This is a genomic window from Pseudomonas sp. TE12234 (assembly GCF_054061835.1).
In genome coordinates this window covers 162,087-181,768 of sequence record NZ_JBSSEP010000010.1, presented here as the reverse complement: position 1 = coordinate 181,768, position 19,682 = coordinate 162,087, and the positions used below count along the sequence as shown (strand labels likewise).

Below are 19,682 nucleotides of genomic sequence, written 5' to 3'. Positions count from 1 at the left end.
GAAGCGACAGGTCTTTTCTGTCACGGTAGTTTCACAATGCCATATCGGCTCGGGTATTGTGCCGCTCCCCCCCTCTATATACTAGTGGGCTGTGCGGTTGCCTGACTCACCTGTCCAGATGTCTGGCGCCTACCCCGACCCGGGTCGCTTTGAGCGGAATCCTGAAATGAGCCAACAGTTTCAACACGATGTTCTGGTAATTGGCAGCGGTGCTGCCGGTTTGAGCCTTGCGCTGACCTTGCCCGGTCATTTGCGCATCGCCGTACTGAGCAAAGGCGACCTCGCCAACGGCTCGACATTCTGGGCGCAGGGCGGCGTGGCTGCCGTCCTCGACGACACCGACACCATCGAATCCCACGTCGATGACACCCTGAACGCTGGCGGTGGCCTATGCCACGAAGACGCCGTGCGCTTTACCGTCGAACACAGTAAAGAAGCCATTCAATGGCTGATCGACCAGGGCGTGCCATTTACCCGTGATGAACAGTCCGGCACTGAAGATGGCGGATTCGAATTTCACCTGACTCGCGAAGGCGGGCACAGCCACCGGCGCATCATCCATGCCGCCGATGCCACGGGCGCTGCAATATTCCGGACGCTGCTCGCCCAGGCCAAGCAACGACCGAACATCGAGTTGCTCGAGCAACGCGTTGCCGTCGATCTGATCACGGAAAAACGCCTGGGTCTTGAAGGCGATCGCTGCCTGGGCGCCTATGTGCTCAATCGCGCCACCGGGGAAGTCGACACCTACGGCGCGCGCTTCGTGATTCTTGCATCCGGCGGAGCGGCCAAGGTCTACCTCTATACCAGCAACCCTGATGGTGCCTGCGGCGACGGCATCGCCATGGCTTGGCGTTCAGGATGCCGGGTGGCAAATCTGGAATTCAATCAGTTCCACCCCACTTGCCTTTATCACCCACAGGCCAAGAGTTTCCTGATCACCGAAGCACTGCGTGGCGAAGGTGCACACCTGAAACTGCCCAACGGCGAACGCTTCATGCAGCGTTTCGACCCTCGTGCCGAACTGGCCCCAAGGGACATCGTGGCCCGGGCCATCGACCATGAGATGAAGCGACTCGGTATCGACTGCGTCTATCTGGACATCAGCCACAAGTCCGAAGACTTCATCAAAACGCATTTCCCGACCGTGTACGAGCGCTGCCTCGAATTTTCCATCGACATCACCAAGCAACCGATTCCGGTCGTTCCGGCGGCGCATTACACCTGCGGCGGCGTGATGGTCGACCAGCAAGGTCGCACCGATGTGCCGGGGCTCTACGCGATTGGCGAAACCAGCTTTACCGGCCTGCATGGCGCCAACCGAATGGCCAGCAATTCGTTGCTGGAATGCTTTGTGTATGCGCGCTCAGCCGCGGCGGACATCCTGGAACAATTGCCGAACGTTTCGGCGCCCACCGCCCTGCCCATCTGGGACGCGAGCCAGGTGACCGACTCCGATGAAGACGTGATCATTGCGCACAACTGGGATGAACTGCGGCGATTCATGTGGGACTACGTGGGCATCGTGCGCACCAACAAACGCCTGCAACGGGCCCAGCATCGGGTGCGCCTGCTGCTGGACGAGATCGACGAGTTCTACAGCAACTACAAAGTCAGCCGGGATTTGATCGAGTTGCGCAACCTGGCCCAGGTGGCCGAGCTGATGATTCGCTCAGCCATGGAGCGCAAGGAAAGTCGCGGCCTGCATTACACCCTCGACTATCCGAAGATGCTGCCAGTCGCGCTGGACACTATTCTGGTGCCGTCCACCTACGTCGACTGAACTTGAGCCGCACCCGCAGGCGTCGGTGCAGATCCGCCGCCTGCGAATCCCGAGGCACGCAAACGGAGCGGACACGCCGCTCGCCCCGCAGACGAACCCGCAGCAGCACCACCAACGGCAGCGCGATGCTGTCCGGACGAAGCTGCACCGCTTGCCATCCCGCCGCCTGACTCCATAACTGCCAGCCATCGGCATCGCGACGCAAGCCGCAGAAGGCCCGGGCGTGGGTCAGCAGAATCTGGCGTGGCAATGCCCAAACGGCGTGCAGCAGACAGCAAAAGGCGCCGAGCAAGCTGGCCCAAAGCGGAATAGCGAGAAGCCATAGGGAACCCAGCGCGAACAGCTGGGCCAACAGATACGCCGCCAGCAACTGCCGTGAGGCATGCCAGCGGCACTCGAAACCATTACTTGGGCTGAACACGGTCCAGAATCATGCGAACCATGCGCTGAAGCTCAGGATCTTCAGATTCGGCGCGTTCCATGAACCAGCCGAACATGTCCTGATCTTCGCATTCGAGCAACCTGACGTAACAGGCGCGATCAACCTCGTTGAGGTGCGGATAAACCTCTTTCACAAACGGCACCAGCAACACGTCAAGCTCAAGCATGCCGCGGCGGCTGTGCCAGTAGAGGCGATTCAGTTCAACATCTTCGACCATGGAGCGCTCCTCAAATAGGCCGCAAGTATACAGCCCCGCGCCCGGTCGAACAGTCGGCTTTGGTCGGGCACCGACGATCCTTTGTGAACTACCCATTTCAAGAGCGCCCCCTTATCATGTCCGCCAGACTCTTTACCCTGCGATGACCCATGGCCGATTCTGCTTTTTTCTGCACGCTGTCTCATGAAGGTGTTCTGGCGGTCCGTGGCGCGGACGCCGGCAAGTTCCTGCAAGGCCAATTGACCTGCAACCTCAATTACCTGAGCGATACCCAGGCCAGTCTCGGTGCGCGCTGCACGCAGAAAGGCCGGATGCAGTCGAGCTTCCGCATCCTGCTCGAAGGTGACGGCGTGCTCATGGCCATGGCCAGCGAGTTGCTCGAACCGCAACTGGCAGACCTGAAAAAATACGCTGTTTTTTCCAAGTCCAAACTGACGGACGAAAGCGCTGCCTGGGTCCGCTTTGGCGTCGATCATGGCGATGCCGCGCTCAAAAGTCTCGGCCTCGAACTGCCCGCTGAAACCGACCAGGTCGTGCGCAATGACGGCCTGATCGCCCTTCGCGTGTCCCCTGATCGCGCCGAACTCTGGGTCAGCGCCGATCAAAGCGACGCGGTCAAGGGCAAGCTGTCCGCCCTGCTCGCCGAAGGCGAACTGAATCAATGGCTGCTGGGCCAGATCCGCGCCGGGATCGGCCAGGTGATGCCGGGCACCCGCGAGCTGTTCATCCCGCAGATGCTCAACCTGCAGGCGGTCGGGGGCGTGAGCTTCAAGAAAGGTTGCTACACCGGCCAGGAAATCGTTGCGCGGATGCAGTATCTGGGCAAGCTCAAGCGCCGCCTGTATCGCCTGAGCCTGGACGCCAGCGAACTGCCTGAGCCTGGCACCCAGCTGTTTTCCCCAAGCCATGGCAGTTCAATCGGCGAAGTGGTACTGGCCGCCCAGGGCGAACAACAGATTGAACTGCTGGCGGTGCTGCAAGCCGATGCGGCAGAGGCCGGCGACATTCACGTCGGTGCGCTCGACGGCCCCGCCCTGCACTTGCTCGACCTGCCTTATGAACTGGACCGCGACCGCGAAATCCAGCGTTAACAGCAGTACTTTTTGGCGACACCTAGAGAACAGAAATGAGTGAGCTGGCGGAAAAGGTCCAACAGGATTTGGTTGAGGCCATCGATAACGATGACCTGGTTCTGCCAACATTGCCGGAAGTGGCGCTGCAGATTCGCAAGGCAGCCGAAGACCCTGACGTCAGTATCAGCGCCCTGAGCAAAGTGATCGGCCGCGACGCGGCGCTGTCGGCGCGGCTGATCAAAGTGGTCAACAGCCCGCTGCTGCGCGCGACCCAGGAAGTCACCGAGTTGCACACGGCCGTCACTCGCCTGGGGATCAACTACAGCAGCAACCTGGCCATCGGCCTGGTCATGGAACAGATTTTCCATGCCCGCTCCGAAGTGGTGGAACAGAAAATGCGCGATGTCTGGCGCAAAAGCCTGGAAATCGCCGGTGTCAGCTATGCACTGTGCCGCAACTACACCCAGCTCAAACCCGATCAGGCGGCCCTTGGCGGGCTGGTGCACCAGATCGGCGTACTGCCCATCCTGACTTATGCCGAAGATCACTATGACCTGCTGTCCGACCCGGTCAGCCTCAACCACGTGATCGACCATATCCATCCGCTGCTGGGCGATAAATTGCTCAGGGTCTGGGAATTTCCGGACATGCTGGTGCAGGTACCGCGGCTGTACCTGAACTTCAAGCGACAGTCGGCTCAAATCGATTACGTCGATCTGGTGCAGGTAGCCAGTCTGTATTGCCACCAAGATACAGATCACCCGATCTCGCGCATCGACCCCTTCAGCGTGCCCGCCTTCAACAAGCTCGGGATCGACCCTGAGGACAAGGCAATGTGCGCCGACCTGGAAGAAACCCGGACGATGTTTTATTAAGCATGAATGCAATTCCTGTGGCGAGGGAGCTGGCTCCCTCGCCACAAATGCTCTACTCACTCGCCCGCAATAAAACTGACCCGCACTTTCAACCCTGCGTGCTCGCCATCATGCAGGCTGATCTGCGCCAGGTGCGCACGGCAGATCTCGCCGACAATCGCCAGGCCCAACCCGGACCCGGCAACGTGCTGGTTGCGTCGGTAAAAACGTTCGAACACGCGATCGCGCTCATCCAGGGGAATACCCGGTCCGTCATCCTCAACCTCCAGCACCGCCGGGGCCGAGACACGCAAAATCACGTTGCCGCCCGGTGGCGTATGGGCCAGCGCGTTGTCCACCAGGTTGCTCAACAGTTCGTTGAGCAAGGTCGGCTCACCCCGCATCCACACCGGTTCGTCCGCTTCCAGCGCCAGCGCCACACCGCGCTTGTGGGCCAGCGGCGCCATGGCCATACCCAGGTCACGCGCCAGTTGACTGAGATCGAGCAACTGCGCGCCACCCTCGGCAATCGCCCGGGCGCCGTTTTCGACCCGTGCCAGGGAGAGCAATTGATTGGCCAGATGGGTCAAGCGATCGGTGCCCTGGGCAGCGGTTTCCAGGGTACTGCGCCAGGTTTGCGGTTCGCTTGAACGCAGACCCAGTTCCAGCCGTGCCTTCAGCGCCGCCAAGGGGGTGCGCAGTTCGTGGGCGGCATCGGCGATGAACTGCGCCTGACGCTCGAACTGACCGCGCAGGCGCTCGGTAAAGTGATTGAGCGCTCGCACCAGCGGCCACAACTCATGCTGCACTTCCACCAACGGCAATGGCCGCAGGTCATCCGGCTGACGCTCCTCCACCGCCGAGCGCAAGCGCTCCAGCGGACGCAGTGCGGCACTGACCGCAAACCACACAATCAGCAGCGCGCCGATCGCCAGCATGCCCAGGCGCAGCAGGGTATCCGCCGCCAGGCTACGGGCCATCCTGACACGTGCCTCATCGGTCTCGGCGACGCGAATTTCCGCCATGCCATTCATGTTCGGTTCGCTGACCGGTTTGAGCAGGCTCACCACCCGCACGTTCTGCCCCCGATAGGTCGCGTTGTAAAAGCGTGCCAGCGCCGGATAGTCATCGGTGCGCGGCGTCCCCGGGGGTGGCGGTGGCAGGTTTTCGTAACCGGAGATCAGCTTCTGATTGATGTCGTTGACCAGGTAGAAAATCCGCCCGGCGCTGTCGTAGGCGAACGTATCGAGGGCCACATAAGGCACATCCGCACTCAGCGTTCCGTCGCGCTGGGAAACACCGGCGGCAATGGTCCGCGCCGACGCGAGCAAGGTGCGGTCATACGCGGTGTCGGCCGCTTCGCGACCATTCCAGTAAGCACTCAAGCCACTGGCCAGCATCAGCACCACCAGCAACAGCGCCAGGTTCCACAGCAACCGCCAGCGCAGACTGCTGGGCTTATGCATCGCGACTTTCCAGCAGGTAACCAAGGCCGCGGAAGGTCACAATGGCGACCGGCTGGCCATCGAGTTTCTTGCGCAGGCGGTGCACGTAGATTTCGATGGCGTCGGGGCTGGCCTCCTCGTCGAGACCGAACACTTGCGACGCCAATTGCTCCTTGCTCATCACCCGGCCGGGACGGGCGATCAGGGCTTCAAGTACGGCCTGTTCACGGGAGGTCAGGGTCAGCAATTCTTCGCCGAGGGTGAAGCGCCGGGTTTCCAGGTCATAGGCCAGCACCCCGCAACGCTGGATGCGTTCCCCGCCCAGCACACTGCGGCGCAGCAAGGCTTTGACCCGGGCTTCGAGTTCGGTGAGTTCGAAAGGTTTGGCCAGGTAATCATCGGCGCCGAGGTTCAGGCCGTGGACCCGATCCTTGACGTCGCTGCGGGCAGTCAGCATCAACACCGGCAGGTTCTTGCCCCGTGCGCGCAAACGCGCCAACACCTCGAAACCATCCATGCGCGGCAGGCCGACATCGAGAATCGCCATGGCGTATTCCTCGCTGCCCAGTGCCAGGTCGGCCGACACGCCGTCGTGCAGCACATCCACGGTCAAGCCGGTGCTCTTGAGCGCCTGGGCGACACTTTCGGCGAGCTGCAGATGGTCTTCGACGAGCAGGACACGCATGGATTTTTACCTCGTTCAGGGATGGTCGACGCCATTCTTTGGCGCGGAGTTTACAGCGGCATCCGCCACTGTGAAGCCTGAAAAAACGTGAAAGCCAGCTGAAAGGTTAACGAAAGGTTAGCCCGTTACAGTCCAGCCACGGACAGTTTCGGCTGCCGTCGCTGCTGCCATGCAGCGATACGAAAAACGCCTCGAAGCGTTTTCGACAAATAAGAACAATAAACGGAGTCAGTCATCCATGCAGTCCTTGCAGACCCAGGCTATCGCGCCTGCCCGCCTCTCCCGTTTCAGCCACACTGCGCTTGCCAGCGCTGCCGCCCTTGCCGGTTTTTCACCGTTGAGCCAGGCCGCCTTCATCGAAGACAGCTCGGCCACTTTCGAAACCCGCAACATGTACTTCAACCGCGATTTTCGCGACGGTACCAGTGCCCAACAGTCCAAGCGTGACGAGTGGGCCCAGGGTTTCATGCTCAATCTGAAATCGGGTTACACCGATGGCACCGTGGGGTTCGGTGTCGATGCGCTGGGCATGATGGGGGTCAAGCTCGACTCAAGCCCCGACCGTACCGGGACCGGCCTGTTGCCGACCGACGATGGGCGCGCCGTCGACGAATACTCCAAGCTCGGCCTGACCGGCAAGGTGAAAATCTCCGCCAGCGAGCTGAAAGTCGGCACCCTGATTCCGGAACTGCCGATCCTCAAGCCCAATGACGGGCGCATCCTGCCGCAGACCTTCGAAGGCGGCATGCTGACCTCCAGGGAAATCAAGAACCTGACCTTCACCGGCGGGCGCCTGGACAAGGCCAAGGATCGCGACAGCACCGACTTCGAGGACATTGCCCTCAACAACAAGAACGGCCGCTTCGCCGGAACGGTAGCCGGCAAACACTTCGACTTTGGCGGCCTGGACTACAAGTTCACCGACAAGATCACCGGCAGCTACCACTTCGCGCAGCTCGATGAAGTCTACAACCAGCACTTTCTCGGGCTGGTCGCTTCGCAGCCGCTGGGCCCCGGCACCTTTGCCAGCGACCTGCGGTTTGCCATCAGTGATGACCAGGGCCAGGCCCGTGGCGGCAAGATCGACAACAAGTCCCTCAACGGACTGGTGAGCTACGCCTTGAGCGGGCACAAGTTCAGCGCCGGCTACCAGCACATGTCCGGCGACAGCGCGTTCCCGTATGTAGATGGCAGCGATCCTTACCTGGTCAACTTCGTGCAGATCAACGACTTTGCCGGCGCTGAAGAACGCTCCTGGCAGGCGCGTTATGACTTCGACTTTGTCACCCTCGGCATCCCTGGCCTGAGCTTCATGAGCCGTTACGTGAGCGGTGACAACATCAAGCTCAAGAACGGTGACGAAGGCAAAGAGTGGGAGCGCAACTCCGAGATCAAATATGTAGTACAAAGCGGCGCGCTCAAGGATGTCGCCGTTCGCCTGCGCAATGCCACCTACCGCTCCAATTACTCCGCTCGCGATGCCGATGAAGTGCGTCTGCTGGTGAGCTATAGCGTTGCCCTTTGGTAATTCAGTACGTCCATAACAACAACTCCCAAGGAGACTTGAATGAACCTGTCAATGCGTAAAATTGCCCTCGCCGCCAGCGTCCTGCTGTTCACCGGCCAAGCGCTCGCCGACGAGCCAAAACGACCGGAATGCATCGCCCCGGCCTCGCCAGGTGGTGGTTTCGACCTGACCTGCAAACTGGCGCAAAGCGCGCTGGTCAACGAAAAGCTGCTGACCAAACCCATGCGCGTGACCTACATGCCCGGTGGCGTCGGCGCGGTCGCGTACAACGCGGTCGTCGCCCAGCGTCCGGCCGATGCTGGCACCCTGGTGGCCTGGTCCAGCGGTTCGCTATTGAACCTGGCCCAGGGCAAGTTCGGGCGTTTCGATGAAACCAACGTGCGCTGGCTCGCCGCCGTTGGCACCAGCTACGGCGCCATCGCTGTGAAAAGCGATTCGCCCTACAAGACCCTGGACGACCTGGTGCAGGCGTTGAAGAAAGATCCGAGCAAAGTGGTGATCGGTTCCGGCGGCACGGTCGGCAGCCAGGACTGGATGCAAACCGCGCTGATCGCCAAGGCCGCGGGGATCAACCCGCGCGACCTGCGTTATGTCGCACTCGAGGGTGGCGGTGAAATCGCTACGGCCCTGCTCGGCGGCCACATCCAGGTCGGCAGCACCGACATTTCCGACTCCATGCCGCACATCCTCAGCGGCGACATGCGCTTGCTGGCGGTGTTCGCCGACAAGCGTCTCGACGAGCCGGAAATGAAAGACATCCCGACCGCCAGGGAACAAGGCTACGACATCGTCTGGCCGGTGGTTCGCGGTTTCTACCTCGGCCCGAAAGTCAGCGATGAAGATTACGCCTGGTGGAAAGCGGCCTTTGACAAGCTGCTGGCTTCCGAAGACTTCGCCAAGTTGCGCGATCAGCGGGAACTGTTCCCGTTCGCCATGACCGGCCCCGAGCTGGACACCTACGTGAAGAAGCAGGTGGCGGACTACAAAGTGCTGGCCAGAGAGTTCGGCCTGATTCAGTGATCGCCTCCGTCCAGCTAGCGGCTGCGGCTCCCGTTTGCGGGGGGGCGTGGCCCAGGAGTTCCCCATGCTCTTACAACGCATTTTTGCATCGGTGCTGTTGCTGGCCTGTATTGGCCTGGCGCTGATGGCATGGCCGTATCAAGCGGCTTTTTCCTACGAACCGGTAGGGCCTCGGGCCTTTCCGCTGTTGATGCTCGGCCTGATGGGCGCGGCGCTGCTGTACATGGTTTTTCGCCCGGCACCGATCAAGCACAGCGCTGACGAACCGCCACTGGACCGCGCCACCCTGAACAAGATCGGCTTCTGCGTGGTGCTGTTGCTGGTGTTCGCCGGCGCCTTCGAGCCCCTCGGTTTCATCGTCGCCAGCATCCTCACCGGTGTGCCGATGGCGCGCCTGTATGGCGGCCGCTGGTTGCCCAGTGTCGTGATCATCAGCCTGATGGCCGTCGGCCTCTACCTGCTGTTCGACAAGTTGATGGACGTGCCGCTGCCGCTTGGCGTGCTCGACGTTCTGGAGAACTGATATGGATACTCTTGGCTATTTGGGTCAGGGTTTCGGCGTTGCGCTGAGCCCGTACAACCTGGTGACCGCCCTCTGCGGCACCCTGATCGGCACCGTCGTGGGCCTGTTGCCAGGCCTGGGGCCGATCAATGGCGTGGCACTGTTGATCCCGATCGCATTCGCCCTCGGCCTGCCACCGGAGTCGGCACTGATCCTGTTGGCGGCGGTGTACCTGGGCTGCGAGTACGGCGGCCGGATCAGCTCGATCCTGCTGAACATCCCTGGCGAAGCCTCCACCGTGATGACCACCCTCGACGGCTATCCGATGGCCCGCAAAGGCCTGGCCGGCGTGGCTTTGTCGCTCTCGGCGTGGAGCTCGTTCATCGGCGCCTTCATCGCGACTTGCGGCATGGTGCTGTTCGCCCCGCTGCTGGCGAAATGGGCGATTGCCTTCGGACCGGCGGAATATTTCGTGCTGATGGTGTTCGCCATTGTCTGTCTCGGCGGCATGGCCGGTGATCGTCCGCTCAAGACCTTCATCGCGGCGCTGATCGGCCTGTTCCTGTCGACCGTCGGCATCGACGCCAACAGCGGCGTGTATCGTTTTACCGGCGATAACATCCACCTGACCGACGGCATTCAGTTCGTCGTGCTGGTGCTGGGCCTGTTCTCCATCAGCGAAATCCTCCTGCTGCTGGAAAAAACCCATCATGGTCAGGAAGCGGTGAAAGCCACCGGGCGGATGATGTTCAACGTCAAGGAAGCGGCATCGGTGTTCGTGGTGAACATTCGTTGCGGCGTACTCGGTTTCATCATGGGTGTGTTGCCGGGTGCCGGTGCGACCCTGGCCAGTGCCGTGGCCTACATGACCGAGAAACGCATCGCGGGCGCCAAGGGCACGTTCGGCCAGGGTGATATGCGCGGCCTGGCCGCACCGGAAACCGCCATTGGCGGCGCGGCCTGCGGTGCGCTGGTGCCGATGCTGACCCTGGGTGTGCCTGGCTCGGGCACCACGGCAGTGATGATCGGCGCGCTCTCGCTGTACAACATCACGCCGGGACCGCTGTTGTTCCAGCAGCAACCCGACATCGTCTGGGGCCTGATTGCCTCGTTGTTCATCGCCAACGTCATGCTGGTCATCCTCAACATCCCGATGATCCGCATTTTCACGCGCATCCTCGCCGTACCGAACTGGGCACTGGTACCGGTGATCGCCATCATTACCGGGATCGGCGTCTACGCGGTGCACGCGACCACCTTCGACCTGTTCCTGATGATCGGCATCGGCATCTTCGGCTACATCCTGCGCAAGCTGGACTTCCCGTTGTCGCCCCTGCTGCTGGGCTTCATCCTCGGAGGCTTGATGGAGCAGAACCTGCGTCGCGCCCTGTCGATTTCCAACGGAGCGCTGGAGATCCTCTGGTCGAGCCCGATCACCTTCGGTTGCTGGGTCCTGACCGCGATCATGCTGCTGATGCCGATCATCCGTATCTGGCGTAAACGTTCGGCCGCGCAACGCGCCATCGCTGATGTCTGATCGGTCACCCTTCAAACTCTGGTGGGGAACCCCGCTGGTCGGCCTGATGGGCGGCTACCTCGCCAGCCAGGTCGGCTGGCCGCTGCCATGGATGGTCGGCTCGTTGCTGGCGATCATCCTGGTGCGCTGCCTGACCCCCTGGCAATTGGCGGAAATCCCTGGCGGCCGCAAGTGCGGCCAGTGGATCGTCGGTATCGGCATCGGCCTGCATTTCACCCCGGTGGTGATGGAGCAGGTGCTGAGTCATTTCGGTCTGATCTTCTTTGGCGCATTGGTCACCAGCCTGTCCGCCGTGGTCGGGGTCTGGTTGATGCGGCGCACCGGCGAGGATCGCGCCACCGCATTCTTCTCCAGCATGCCCGGTGGCTCCGGGGAGATGGTCAACCTCGGCGCCCGTAATGGCGCGGTGCTCAGCCGCGTTGCCGCCGGGCAAAGTCTGCGGGTACTGGTCGTCGTGCTGTGTGTACCGGCGGCGTTCAAGTATTTGTTGGGCGACGGGGCGCCGGTCTCCCATGCCACCGCCGTGGACTGGCGCTGGCTGGCCCTGCTGTTCCCGGCTGGCGCGCTGGCGGCCTGGATCTGGGAGCGTTTGCGTCAACCCAACCCGTGGCTGTTCGGCCCGTTGCTGGTGAGCGCGGCGGTGAGCATTGGCTGGGATTTGCACATCGGTTTGCCCCAGGGCGGCAGCCAGATCGGCCAGTGGCTGATCGGCAGCGGTCTGGGCTGTCACTTCAACCGGCAGTTTTTCCGACGCGCGCCCTCGTTCATGGGGCGCACCCTGATCGGGACTGTGCTGACCATGCTGATCGCCACGGCGGCGGCATTGGGCTTGAGCGCGCTGACCCACCTGGATCTGCGTTCGCTGACCCTGGGCATGATGCCCGGCGGGATTGCCGAGATGAGCCTGACGGCGGAAACCCTGCAACTGTCGGTGCCGCTGGTGACGGCGATGCAGGTGATGCGGCTGTTGTTTGTGTTGTTTCTGGCGGAGCCGTTGTTCCAGTATTGGAACCGCAAACCCGAGTGATACCGAGTCACTGTGGCGAGGGAACTTGCTCCCTCGCCACAGCAAACTCTCAGCCTGCCTGAACCGGCGGCAAACGCCACTCGATCGGTGTCTCGCCATTCTGTTCCAGGAACTTGTTGGTACGGCTGAAGTGCCCGCAACCCAGGAAGCCACGATAAGCCGACAACGGCGAAGGGTGTACCGAGGTCAGGACCAAATGCTTGGTCGCATCGATCAGCTTCTGTTTGCTCTGGGCATGGGCGCCCCACAGCATGAACACCAGATGCGGTTGCTGCTGGCTGACGACTTCAATGATCCGGTCGGTGAAAAACTGCCAGCCCTTGTCCTTGTGCGCATTGGCATTGGCGCGCTCGACCGTCATGGTGGTGTTGAGCATCAACACGCCCTGATAGGCCCAGCTCTGCAGATAGCCGTGGTTGGGGATGTCGATGTTCAGGTCACGTTTCAACTCTTTATAGATGTTCACCAGCGAGGGCGGCGCCGGGACACCCGGTTGCACCGAAAAGCACAAACCGTGCGCCTGGCCCGGACCGTGGTACGGGTCCTGGCCAAGGATGACGACCTTGACCTTGTCCAGCGGCGTGGAGTTGAGCGCGTTGAAAATCATCGGGCCCGGTGGATAGATTTCCTTGCCGGCCGCCCGCTCCTCTTGCAGGAATTTTCGCAACTCCGCCATGTAGGGCTGGTCGAATTCGGCACGCAGCGCCTCCTTCCAGCTCGGTTCGAGTTTGATACGGTCGTCAGCAGTCATGGTCATATCCGGTAAAAACAATGGGGCGAACCCTAAGAAGGCCCACCACGCTTGTCAATTGATCTGACGCAGATCCGGCACTTTCCCGCACAACGATCATACTTAACCCTCAAATTCCCGATCGAGGTCACGATGAATCTGCACTTCGAAGAACTCACCGGCACCGACGGCGCCCGTATCGGCATCGCCAGCCTGGATGCCGAAAAGTCGCTGAACGCCCTGTCATTGCCGATGATCAAGGCCTTGCGCGCTCAACTGGACACCTGGGCCAAGGAGCCGCAAATCGTCTGTGTATTGTTGCGCGGTAACGGCGCCAAGGCTTTTTGCGCCGGCGGCGAAGTGCGCAGCCTGGTCGAAGCCTGTCGCGCCCATCCCGGCGAAGTGCCGCCCCTGGCCGCGCAGTTCTTCGCCGCGGAATATCGCCTGGACTTCAGCCTGCATACCTACCCCAAACCCTTGATCTGCTGGGGCCATGGCTATGTGCTTGGCGGCGGCATGGGCCTGCTGCAGGGGGCCAGCATTCGCATTGTCACGCCGAGCAGTCGCCTGGCGATGCCGGAGATCAGCATCGGCCTGTACCCGGACGTCGGGGCCAGTTGGTTCCTGTCACGCCTGCCCGGCAAGCTCGGATTGTTCCTTGGCCTGACCGGCGCCCACATGAACGCTCGCGATGCGATCGATCTGGACCTGGCCGACCGTTTCCTGCTCGATGAGCAGCAGGAAGCCCTGATCGAAGGCCTGTTGCAGTTGAACTGGCAGGAACAGACCCCGAGGCAGCTCAACAGTCTGCTCAAGGCCTTGCAGCAGGAAGCCGTCGCGCACATGCCCGAATCCCAATGGTTGCCGCGGCGCCAGCGCATTGATGAGCTGCTGGACGTCAGTGATGTGGTTTGCGCCTGGAAGGCCATCAGTGCGCTGCGCGATCACCCGGATCTGCTGCTCAGCCGCGCCGCGCGAACCCTGAGCGAAGGTTCGCCGCTGACCGCGCACCTGGTGTGGGAACAGATCATCCGCGCGCGGCATATGTCGCTGGCGCAAGTCTTCCAGATGGAATACACCCTGAGCCTCAATTGCTGCCGTCATCCGGAGTTCAGCGAAGGCGTGCGTGCACGGTTGATCGACAAGGATCAAAAGCCCCATTGGCACTGGCCCGATATCAACAACGTGCCGGACGCCGTGGTGGAAGCGCATTTCCAAAAGGTTTGGGAGGGTCGCCATCCATTGGCGGACCTGTTGGAGTATTAAACAAAACTGTGGGGGCGAGCTTGCGATCGAGGCTGTGTCAGTCAACACAGCGGTGACTGAACCACCCTCGCGAGCTCGCTCCTACAGGGGAATTTCGTTTAAGTCAGCTTAACGGTCACCCCGGCCGTCGTGATTGCCCCGACCGTTACGGTCACCCCGGTCGTCGTGATTGTGGTCACGTCCGCCACCACGGTGGTCATTGTCCCAATTGCCGCGGTTACGACCGTCCCAGCCATGATTCTCATACGCCCGGTAATCTGCACGTGCCGGGTAGTAACGCGGGGCCGGCTGATAGACCCGCGGTTGCGGGTAATAACGCGGGGTTGGCTGGTAATACCGCGCAGGCGGCACGTAATAGCGCGCCGGTGGCGAGTAGTAACCGCCGCCATTGGAATAGTACGCACCACCGGCGTAATAGGCCGGCGCTGGCGAGCTGTAGACCTCGGAACTGTAGTAACCGTCTCCTCCATCGGGATAAGCCACGCATCCACCCACGGACAATCCCAACACAGCAATCAGTAGAATTCGACGCAGCTTTTTTTGATAGAGCATGGCGGCCTCCTGGACCGCGGGTGAGCCACACCAGCGACGCTGGCAGGCGACAGTCAATGATTCGGTGACTGTCGAAACATCTGACATCAAATTCCGGATCTGGTGCGATTCAGTAACAACTTGAAACATCTCGTGAATTAAAAGTTTTTCATCCATTCAGCCGCTGATTAGTGGTGACCACCGTGGTATCCACCGCGGTAATAACGCGAGCCGTGCCCGCCCCAGTAGTAATAGCGATAGCCACCATAGAAACGGGGACCTGCGTAGTAGTAACCGGGACCGTAATAGTAGGAATAAGGCGCGTAGCCTGGATAGTAATAAGGCGCGTAGCCAGGGTAGTAATAAGGCGCGGAATACACATCGTAGGAGCCGGCGTAGTAATAACAGCCGCAAAGCCCCAGACCGAGCACAACGACCAGCAACACTCGACGAAACATGGCGGCCTCCTGAAAGACCCGCCGTCGGAACAAACCGACTGACACCTGTTTTGACTCGCAATCCGCGACCGAGTGCAGCGCCCTGCCGGCCTTCGGATCAGTGGCCGGCACGTCCCATTGCGGTGCGCGTACGCACCATCACAAGGCAACCCGCCCCCCCTGTTTTCCCCGGCACCTGTCGCCTCACCCGCATGCCAGAGCGCTTCAAGCGACTTGGCACGGCTCTCGCTTTAACAAAGGCGTGCAGGAGTCACCACAGGTTCGCGGCACCACAATTTGCAATGGCTGACTAGGGTTCCGGCTCGCAATCGCGAGTGACTGGTCCGAGAGTTGGCGACCTCCAGTTGAGGTTACACGGCGGGACAAAAGCCCGGGAGACAAGCCACCGTTCACGGTGCCGCGTTGCCTCCTGTCCGCCCTTGATCAACTGGAGAACCATCATGTCCCAGCTTCGTTTACCCGCCTTGCTCGCCGCTGCCTTCGCCGCCCTCGTGAGCCTTTCTTCCCACGCCGCGCAAAAAGACCACTTCAGCGTCTGCTGGACCATCTATGCCGGCTGGATGCCCTGGGAATACGCCGGCAGCCAAGGCATCGTCGACAAATGGGCCAAGAAGTACGGCATCAAGATCGATGTGGTGCAGCTCAATGACTATGTCGAATCGATCAACCAGTACACCGCCGGCCAGTTCGATGGCTGCACCATGACCAACATGGACGCCCTGACCATCCCTGCCGCCGGTGGCGTCGACAGCACGGCGCTGATCGTCAGCGACTTCTCCAACGGCAATGACGGCATCGTGCTCAAGGGCGAAGGCAAGAAAGTCGCCGACCTCAAGGGCATGGACGTCAACCTCGTCGAACTGTCGGTGTCCCACTACCTGCTGGCCCGTGCCCTGGATTCGGTGGACCTCACCGAGAAAGACTTGAAGGTGGTCAACACCTCCGATGCCGATATCTCGGCGGCCTTCAACACCGATCAGGTCAAGGCCGTGACCACCTGGAACCCGATGCTCTCGGACATCAAGGCCAAGCCTGCAGTGACCGAAGTGTTCAACTCCAGCCAGATCCCCGGCGAAATCATGGACATGATGGTGGTCAACTCTCAGACCCTCAAAGACAACCCGGCCCTGGGCAAAGCCCTGACCGGCGCCTGGTTCGAAGTCGTCGAACTGATGAGCGAAAAAAACGCCGCGAGCAAAGCCGCACTGGAGCACATGGCCAAAGCCTCGGGCACTGACCTGGCCGGTTTCCAGGCGCAACTGGACACCACCAAATTGTTCGCCACCCCCCAGGAAGCCCTGGCGTTTTCCACCAGCAAGCAATTGCCGGAAACCATGCGCCGGGTCGCCGAATTCTCATTCCAGCACGGCTTGCTGGGTGAAGGCGCCAAGGACACCAGCGCGGTCGGCATGGCCTTCGCCAACGGCGTGACCAGTGGCGACAAGGGCAACCTCAAGCTGCGCTTCGATCCGAGTTACGTGCAGATGGCCGCCGACGCCAAGCTGTAAGAAGAGGACCTGGCCATGCGCCTGATCAATCGTCATCCGGATCACCCGAGTCGCCTGCTGTTGGTGATCCTGCCGTTCGCTCTGGTGCTGTTCGCCTACTTCATGGGCTCGGCCGAGCGACTGACGGACAACCCCAACGACAAGTTGCTGCCCAGCGCCGTGCAGATGACCGACGCGGTCAAACGCCTGGCCTTCGTCGCCGACAGCCGCACCGGCGAGTACGTACTGTGGCAGGACACGGCCTCCAGCCTGCGTCGCCTGGGCATCGGCCTGGGCATCAGCGCGCTGGCCGGGCTGTGCCTGGGCATGGCCGCTGGCACCCTGCCGTTGTTCGGCGCGCCGTTGTCACCGCTGCTGACGGTGCTGTCGATGGTGCCGCCGCTGGCAATCCTGCCGATCCTGTTCATCGTCTTCGGCCTGGGGGAATTGTCGAAGGTGATGCTGATCGTGATCGGCATTACCCCCGCCCTGGCCCGTGACCTGGAACAGCGCGCCCGGGAAATTCCCGTGGAGTTGCTGATCAAGGCCCAGACCCTGGGCGCCTCGACCTGGACCCTGATGCTGCGTGTAGTGCTGCCGCAATTGCTGCCGCGCCTGTTGATCTCGCTGCGCCTGATGCTCGGTTCGGCGTGGCTGTTCCTGATTGCCGCCGAAGCCATCGCCTCCACCGACGGCCTCGGTTACCGGATCTTCCTGGTGCGCCGCTACCTGGCCATGGATGTGATTCTGCCCTACGTGGTGTGGATCACCCTGCTCGCCTGGCTGATGGATTGGGGGCTCAAATACCTGACCCGTCGCGCGTTTCCCTGGTACGAGGGGGCCGCCAAATGAGTTACATCACCGTTAAAAACGTCTGGCAGCAATACGCCGATCAGGTGGTGCTCGAAGGCCTGAACCTGAACATCAATGAGGGTGAGTTCTGCACCCTGGTCGGCGCGTCCGGTTGCGGCAAGTCGACCTTCCTGCGCCTGTTGCTGGGCCAGGAGCGCGCCAGTCGCGGCGAAATCCTGCTCGACGGCCAGCCCCTGGCCGGTGAACCGGACGCCAGCCGTGGCGTGGTGTTCCAACGCTACTCGGTGTTCCCGCACCTGAGCGTACTGGACAACGTCGCCCTGGGCCTCGAACTGCCGCGCTCGCCGTTGCTCGGGCGCCTGTTCGGCAGCGCCAAGCGTGAGGCGCGGGAACAGGCTGCGGTGCTGCTGCACAAAGTCGGTCTCGGGCACTCGCTGGACAAGTACCCGGCGCAGCTTTCCGGCGGCATGCAACAACGGCTGGCCATTGCCCAGGCGCTGATCATGAAGCCGCGGGTGTTGTTGCTCGACGAACCGTTCGGCGCCCTCGATCCGGGCATACGCAAAGACATGCACGCCTTGCTGCTGGAGCTGTGGCGCGAGACCCGACTGACGGTGTTCATGGTCACCCATGACCTGTCCGAAGGCTTCAGCCTCGGCACGCGCCTGCTGGTGTTCGACAAGGTCCGCGTCGACCCGCACGCCCCCGGTGCCTATGGCGCGCGCATCACCTACGACATCCCTTTGAACAGCGACCGCCGCGCCCAACGTGCCGCCGTCGACGCCCTGCCGGCCACGCTGGCAGGCACGCTTCGCATCGCTTAGAGGAATTTTGAAAATGACCGATTCGACTCAACTGTTCCCACCGTTCGCCGAAGAAATGCTCCCTGGCGGCGGCCATCGCTCCTTCGTCTTGAAGCGCGGCCAACTGCTGCGCCTGACCGACCTGCGCGGCGGCGCCAACGTCAGCCTGACACTGCTCAACGCCAATGAAAAAACCGAACGCCTGAACCTGCCCGACAGCCTCAAATGCCAGCACACCGCCAAGCTCACCGCCGGTCATTGCCTGTACTCGGACATGGGTCGCGTACTGGCCGCCATCACCGCCGACACCTGTGGCTGGAGCGACAGCCTCGGTGGCGTACTGTGCGCTGAAGAAGTCGCACAAAAGTATGGCGCCGGCCGCTATCAGGAACTGCGCAACGGCTTCTTCCGCAACGGCACCGACAACCTGCTGGTGGAGCTGGGCAAGTGGGGGCTGGGCCTGTCGGACCTGCTGATGACCCTCAATCTGTTCAGCCGGGTGAACGTCGACGATGCCGGGCGTTTCCACTTCGTCGAAGGCAACTCGAAGGCTGGCGATTACATCGAGCTGTACGCGCCGATGGACACCCTGGTGGTGCTCACCGCCCTGCAACACCCGATGGACCCATCGCCAGACTATGCGCCGAAACCACTGAAGCTCAGCTGGATGAACGCCGACGCCAGCGTCGCCGAACACTGCCGCACTTCGCGCCCGGAAAATGAGCGCGGCTTCATCAACACCGACCGTCTGTTCGCCTGAGGATCGCTGCCATGTCACTCGCCATCGCCACCACCGCTACCCCAAACCGGCAGCCAGAAACCGCGATCTACCGCGCCACCATCCCCGCCGGCGAACCCTGGCTGATGGAGGTCAAGGCCGGCCAGACCCTGCGCATCCTCGATCTGGAAGGCAACCAGGCCGTCGACACCCTGTTCTACAGCGTCGCCAACCCGAAAGAACGCTACGACGTGCAACGCACCTTGCGTCGGCAAAACAGCGTGTACCTGAGCACCGGCAGCGTGCTGTATTCCAACCTCGGCAAGCCGATGCTGACCATCGTCGCCGACACCTGCGGCCGTCACGACACCCTCGGCGGCGCCTGCGCCCAAGAGAGCAACACCGTGCGTTACGCCCTGGAAAAACGCTACATGCACAGCTGCCGCGACAACTACCTGCGCGCCTGCGTGCACGACGGGCGCCTGGGCAAGGGCGACATCGGGCCGAACATCAACTTCTTCATGAACGTGCCGGTCACCGCTGACGGTGGCCTGACCTTCGAGGACGGCATTTCCGCGCCGGGCAAATACGTCGACCTGCGGGCCGAGATGGACGTGATCGTGCTGATCTCCAACTGCCCGCAACTGAACAACCCGTGCAACGCCTACAACCCGACGCCTGCGGAGCTGCTGGTATGGAACTGAACCTCAGCCGTTTGCGCCGCTGGTTGTTTGCCCTGTGCCAGGCCCGTTCAGGGCAGTGC

Annotated in this window: 21 protein-coding genes and 1 riboswitch; of the genes, 14 read left to right on the top strand and 7 right to left on the bottom strand. The window is 61.7% G+C overall.

The features are described 5' to 3' along the window. Positions 1–166 precede the first annotated feature (166 nt). Positions 167–1,783, top strand: coding sequence for an L-aspartate oxidase (gene nadB / locus ACVWYU_RS17490; protein WP_090317429.1), 1,617 nt, complete (start codon positions 167–169; stop codon positions 1,781–1,783). On the opposite strand, the gene ACVWYU_RS17485 is transcribed toward nadB, so the two are convergent. Then, a complete protein-coding gene (locus tag ACVWYU_RS17485) occupies positions 1,752–2,204 on the bottom strand; it encodes a protein YgfX (RefSeq protein WP_457373263.1) in 453 nt (150 codons plus the stop codon). The two genes, nadB and ACVWYU_RS17485, sit on opposite strands and share 32 nt — an antisense overlap. Further along, positions 2,188–2,442, bottom strand: a complete 255-nt coding sequence (locus ACVWYU_RS17480) for an FAD assembly factor SdhE (RefSeq protein WP_007898624.1) — start codon at positions 2,440–2,442, stop codon at positions 2,188–2,190. The genes ACVWYU_RS17485 and ACVWYU_RS17480 overlap by 17 nt, the downstream gene beginning before the upstream one ends. A 149-nt stretch (positions 2,443–2,591) precedes the next feature. On the opposite strand from ACVWYU_RS17480, the gene ygfZ reads away from it, so the two are divergent. Next, positions 2,592–3,533 (top strand): CAF17-like 4Fe-4S cluster assembly/insertion protein YgfZ, encoded by a 942-nt coding sequence (gene ygfZ, locus ACVWYU_RS17475; RefSeq protein ID WP_457373262.1) that lies wholly within the window; start codon positions 2,592–2,594, stop codon positions 3,531–3,533. Between the two features lie 35 nt (positions 3,534–3,568). Then, positions 3,569–4,390: an HDOD domain-containing protein gene (locus tag ACVWYU_RS17470; protein WP_090317417.1), complete on the top strand. Its 822-nt coding sequence runs from the start codon at positions 3,569–3,571 to the stop codon at positions 4,388–4,390. A 56-nt stretch (positions 4,391–4,446) separates the two neighbouring features. Here the strand turns inward: ACVWYU_RS17470 and ACVWYU_RS17465 are convergent, their stop codons facing one another. Both ACVWYU_RS17465 and ACVWYU_RS17460 read right to left on the bottom strand, forming a co-directional pair. Next, entirely contained in the window at positions 4,447–5,835 is a 1,389-nt protein-coding gene (locus ACVWYU_RS17465; protein ID WP_247254747.1) for a sensor histidine kinase, read from the bottom strand. After that, the gene (locus tag ACVWYU_RS17460; protein ID WP_457373261.1) at positions 5,828–6,499 is read right to left on the bottom strand and encodes a response regulator; all 672 of its coding nucleotides are present in this window, start codon (positions 6,497–6,499) and stop codon (positions 5,828–5,830) included. Before ACVWYU_RS17460 ends, ACVWYU_RS17465 begins: the two co-directional genes overlap by 8 nt. Before the next feature lie 238 nt (positions 6,500–6,737). Here ACVWYU_RS17460 and ACVWYU_RS17455 point away from each other — a divergent pair, with 238 nt between their 5' ends. The 5 genes from ACVWYU_RS17455 (at position 6,738) to ACVWYU_RS17435 (ending at position 12,113) form a co-directional block, all read left to right on the top strand. Then, positions 6,738–8,027 carry an OprD family porin gene (locus ACVWYU_RS17455; RefSeq protein WP_247254748.1) on the top strand — a complete coding sequence of 430 codons (1,290 nt, stop codon included), beginning with the start codon at positions 6,738–6,740 and terminating at the stop codon, positions 8,025–8,027. A 39-nt stretch (positions 8,028–8,066) separates the two neighbouring features. Continuing rightward, entirely contained in the window at positions 8,067–9,047 is a 981-nt protein-coding gene (locus ACVWYU_RS17450; protein WP_090317405.1) for a Bug family tripartite tricarboxylate transporter substrate binding protein, read from the top strand. Positions 9,048–9,111: 64 nt separating this feature from the next. Next, entirely contained in the window at positions 9,112–9,570 is a 459-nt protein-coding gene (locus ACVWYU_RS17445) for a tripartite tricarboxylate transporter TctB family protein (RefSeq protein ID WP_090317402.1), read from the top strand. A 1-nt stretch (position 9,571) separates the two neighbouring features. After that, the gene (locus ACVWYU_RS17440) at positions 9,572–11,086 is read left to right on the top strand and encodes a tripartite tricarboxylate transporter permease (RefSeq protein WP_457373260.1); all 1,515 of its coding nucleotides are present in this window, start codon (positions 9,572–9,574) and stop codon (positions 11,084–11,086) included. Further along, the gene (locus ACVWYU_RS17435; protein ID WP_457373259.1) at positions 11,079–12,113 is read left to right on the top strand and encodes an AbrB family transcriptional regulator; all 1,035 of its coding nucleotides are present in this window, start codon (positions 11,079–11,081) and stop codon (positions 12,111–12,113) included. The genes ACVWYU_RS17440 and ACVWYU_RS17435 overlap by 8 nt, the downstream gene beginning before the upstream one ends. Before the next feature lie 49 nt (positions 12,114–12,162). On the opposite strand, the gene ung is transcribed toward ACVWYU_RS17435, so the two are convergent. Further along, positions 12,163–12,864: a uracil-DNA glycosylase gene (ung, locus tag ACVWYU_RS17430; protein WP_457373258.1), complete on the bottom strand. Its 702-nt coding sequence runs from the start codon at positions 12,862–12,864 to the stop codon at positions 12,163–12,165. A gap of 132 nt (positions 12,865–12,996) precedes the next feature. Here ung and ACVWYU_RS17425 point away from each other — a divergent pair, with 132 nt between their 5' ends. Further along, positions 12,997–14,109, top strand: a complete 1,113-nt coding sequence (locus tag ACVWYU_RS17425; protein ID WP_390959233.1) for an enoyl-CoA hydratase/isomerase family protein — start codon at positions 12,997–12,999, stop codon at positions 14,107–14,109. Between the two features lie 108 nt (positions 14,110–14,217). On the opposite strand, the gene ACVWYU_RS17420 is transcribed toward ACVWYU_RS17425, so the two are convergent. Then, positions 14,218–14,661 carry a hypothetical protein gene (locus ACVWYU_RS17420; protein WP_457373257.1) on the bottom strand — a complete coding sequence of 148 codons (444 nt, stop codon included), beginning with the start codon at positions 14,659–14,661 and terminating at the stop codon, positions 14,218–14,220. A gap of 167 nt (positions 14,662–14,828) precedes the next feature. Then, on the bottom strand, positions 14,829–15,098 hold the full coding sequence (locus ACVWYU_RS17415) for a hypothetical protein (RefSeq protein ID WP_090317382.1): 270 nt from the start codon (positions 15,096–15,098) through the stop codon (positions 14,829–14,831). 278 nt (positions 15,099–15,376) lie between these two features. Beyond that, a riboswitch (guanidine-I (ykkC/yxkD leader) is annotated at positions 15,377–15,477 on the top strand. Between the two features lie 61 nt (positions 15,478–15,538). On the opposite strand from ACVWYU_RS17415, the gene ACVWYU_RS17410 reads away from it, so the two are divergent. The 5 genes from ACVWYU_RS17410 to ACVWYU_RS17390 are packed head-to-tail and all read left to right on the top strand — an operon-like array spanning position 15,539 to position 19,623. Next, a complete protein-coding gene (locus ACVWYU_RS17410; protein WP_390959229.1) occupies positions 15,539–16,606 on the top strand; it encodes a putative urea ABC transporter substrate-binding protein in 1,068 nt (355 codons plus the stop codon). 15 nt (positions 16,607–16,621) lie between these two features. Continuing rightward, positions 16,622–17,437, top strand: a complete 816-nt coding sequence (locus tag ACVWYU_RS17405; protein ID WP_090317377.1) for an ABC transporter permease — start codon at positions 16,622–16,624, stop codon at positions 17,435–17,437. Continuing rightward, positions 17,434–18,222 (top strand): ABC transporter ATP-binding protein, encoded by a 789-nt coding sequence (locus ACVWYU_RS17400; protein ID WP_090317374.1) that lies wholly within the window; start codon positions 17,434–17,436, stop codon positions 18,220–18,222. The genes ACVWYU_RS17405 and ACVWYU_RS17400 overlap by 4 nt, the downstream gene beginning before the upstream one ends. 13 nt (positions 18,223–18,235) lie before the next feature. Further along, positions 18,236–18,961, top strand: a complete 726-nt coding sequence (locus ACVWYU_RS17395) for an urea amidolyase associated protein UAAP1 (protein WP_103405162.1) — start codon at positions 18,236–18,238, stop codon at positions 18,959–18,961. An 11-nt stretch (positions 18,962–18,972) separates the two neighbouring features. Next, a complete protein-coding gene (locus tag ACVWYU_RS17390) occupies positions 18,973–19,623 on the top strand; it encodes an urea amidolyase associated protein UAAP2 (protein WP_247254752.1) in 651 nt (216 codons plus the stop codon). The last annotated feature ends 59 nt before the right edge of the window (positions 19,624–19,682 follow it).

Bases quoted from the DNA above. Each gene is read 5' to 3' on its own strand.
- nadB (WP_090317429.1), top strand. From the start codon at position 167: ATGAGCCAACAGTTTCAACACGATGTTCTGGTAATTGGCAGCGGTGCT.
- ACVWYU_RS17480 (WP_007898624.1), bottom strand. From the start codon at position 2,442: ATGGTCGAAGATGTTGAACTGAATCGCCTCTACTGGCACAGCCGCCGC.
- ygfZ (WP_457373262.1), top strand. From the start codon at position 2,592: ATGGCCGATTCTGCTTTTTTCTGCACGCTGTCTCATGAAGGTGTTCTG.
- ACVWYU_RS17470 (WP_090317417.1), top strand. From the start codon at position 3,569: ATGAGTGAGCTGGCGGAAAAGGTCCAACAGGATTTGGTTGAGGCCATC.
- ACVWYU_RS17465 (WP_247254747.1), bottom strand. From the start codon at position 5,835: ATGCATAAGCCCAGCAGTCTGCGCTGGCGGTTGCTGTGGAACCTGGCG.
- ACVWYU_RS17460 (WP_457373261.1), bottom strand. From the start codon at position 6,499: ATGCGTGTCCTGCTCGTCGAAGACCATCTGCAGCTCGCCGAAAGTGTC.
- ACVWYU_RS17455 (WP_247254748.1), top strand. From the start codon at position 6,738: ATGCAGTCCTTGCAGACCCAGGCTATCGCGCCTGCCCGCCTCTCCCGT.
- ACVWYU_RS17450 (WP_090317405.1), top strand. From the start codon at position 8,067: ATGAACCTGTCAATGCGTAAAATTGCCCTCGCCGCCAGCGTCCTGCTG.
- ACVWYU_RS17445 (WP_090317402.1), top strand. From the start codon at position 9,112: ATGCTCTTACAACGCATTTTTGCATCGGTGCTGTTGCTGGCCTGTATT.
- ACVWYU_RS17440 (WP_457373260.1), top strand. From the start codon at position 9,572: ATGGATACTCTTGGCTATTTGGGTCAGGGTTTCGGCGTTGCGCTGAGC.
- ACVWYU_RS17435 (WP_457373259.1), top strand. From the start codon at position 11,079: ATGTCTGATCGGTCACCCTTCAAACTCTGGTGGGGAACCCCGCTGGTC.
- ung (WP_457373258.1), bottom strand. From the start codon at position 12,864: ATGACTGCTGACGACCGTATCAAACTCGAACCGAGCTGGAAGGAGGCG.
- ACVWYU_RS17425 (WP_390959233.1), top strand. From the start codon at position 12,997: ATGAATCTGCACTTCGAAGAACTCACCGGCACCGACGGCGCCCGTATC.
- ACVWYU_RS17420 (WP_457373257.1), bottom strand. From the start codon at position 14,661: ATGCTCTATCAAAAAAAGCTGCGTCGAATTCTACTGATTGCTGTGTTG.
- ACVWYU_RS17415 (WP_090317382.1), bottom strand. From the start codon at position 15,098: ATGTTTCGTCGAGTGTTGCTGGTCGTTGTGCTCGGTCTGGGGCTTTGC.
- ACVWYU_RS17410 (WP_390959229.1), top strand. From the start codon at position 15,539: ATGTCCCAGCTTCGTTTACCCGCCTTGCTCGCCGCTGCCTTCGCCGCC.
- ACVWYU_RS17405 (WP_090317377.1), top strand. From the start codon at position 16,622: ATGCGCCTGATCAATCGTCATCCGGATCACCCGAGTCGCCTGCTGTTG.
- ACVWYU_RS17400 (WP_090317374.1), top strand. From the start codon at position 17,434: ATGAGTTACATCACCGTTAAAAACGTCTGGCAGCAATACGCCGATCAG.
- ACVWYU_RS17395 (WP_103405162.1), top strand. From the start codon at position 18,236: ATGACCGATTCGACTCAACTGTTCCCACCGTTCGCCGAAGAAATGCTC.
- ACVWYU_RS17390 (WP_247254752.1), top strand. From the start codon at position 18,973: ATGTCACTCGCCATCGCCACCACCGCTACCCCAAACCGGCAGCCAGAA.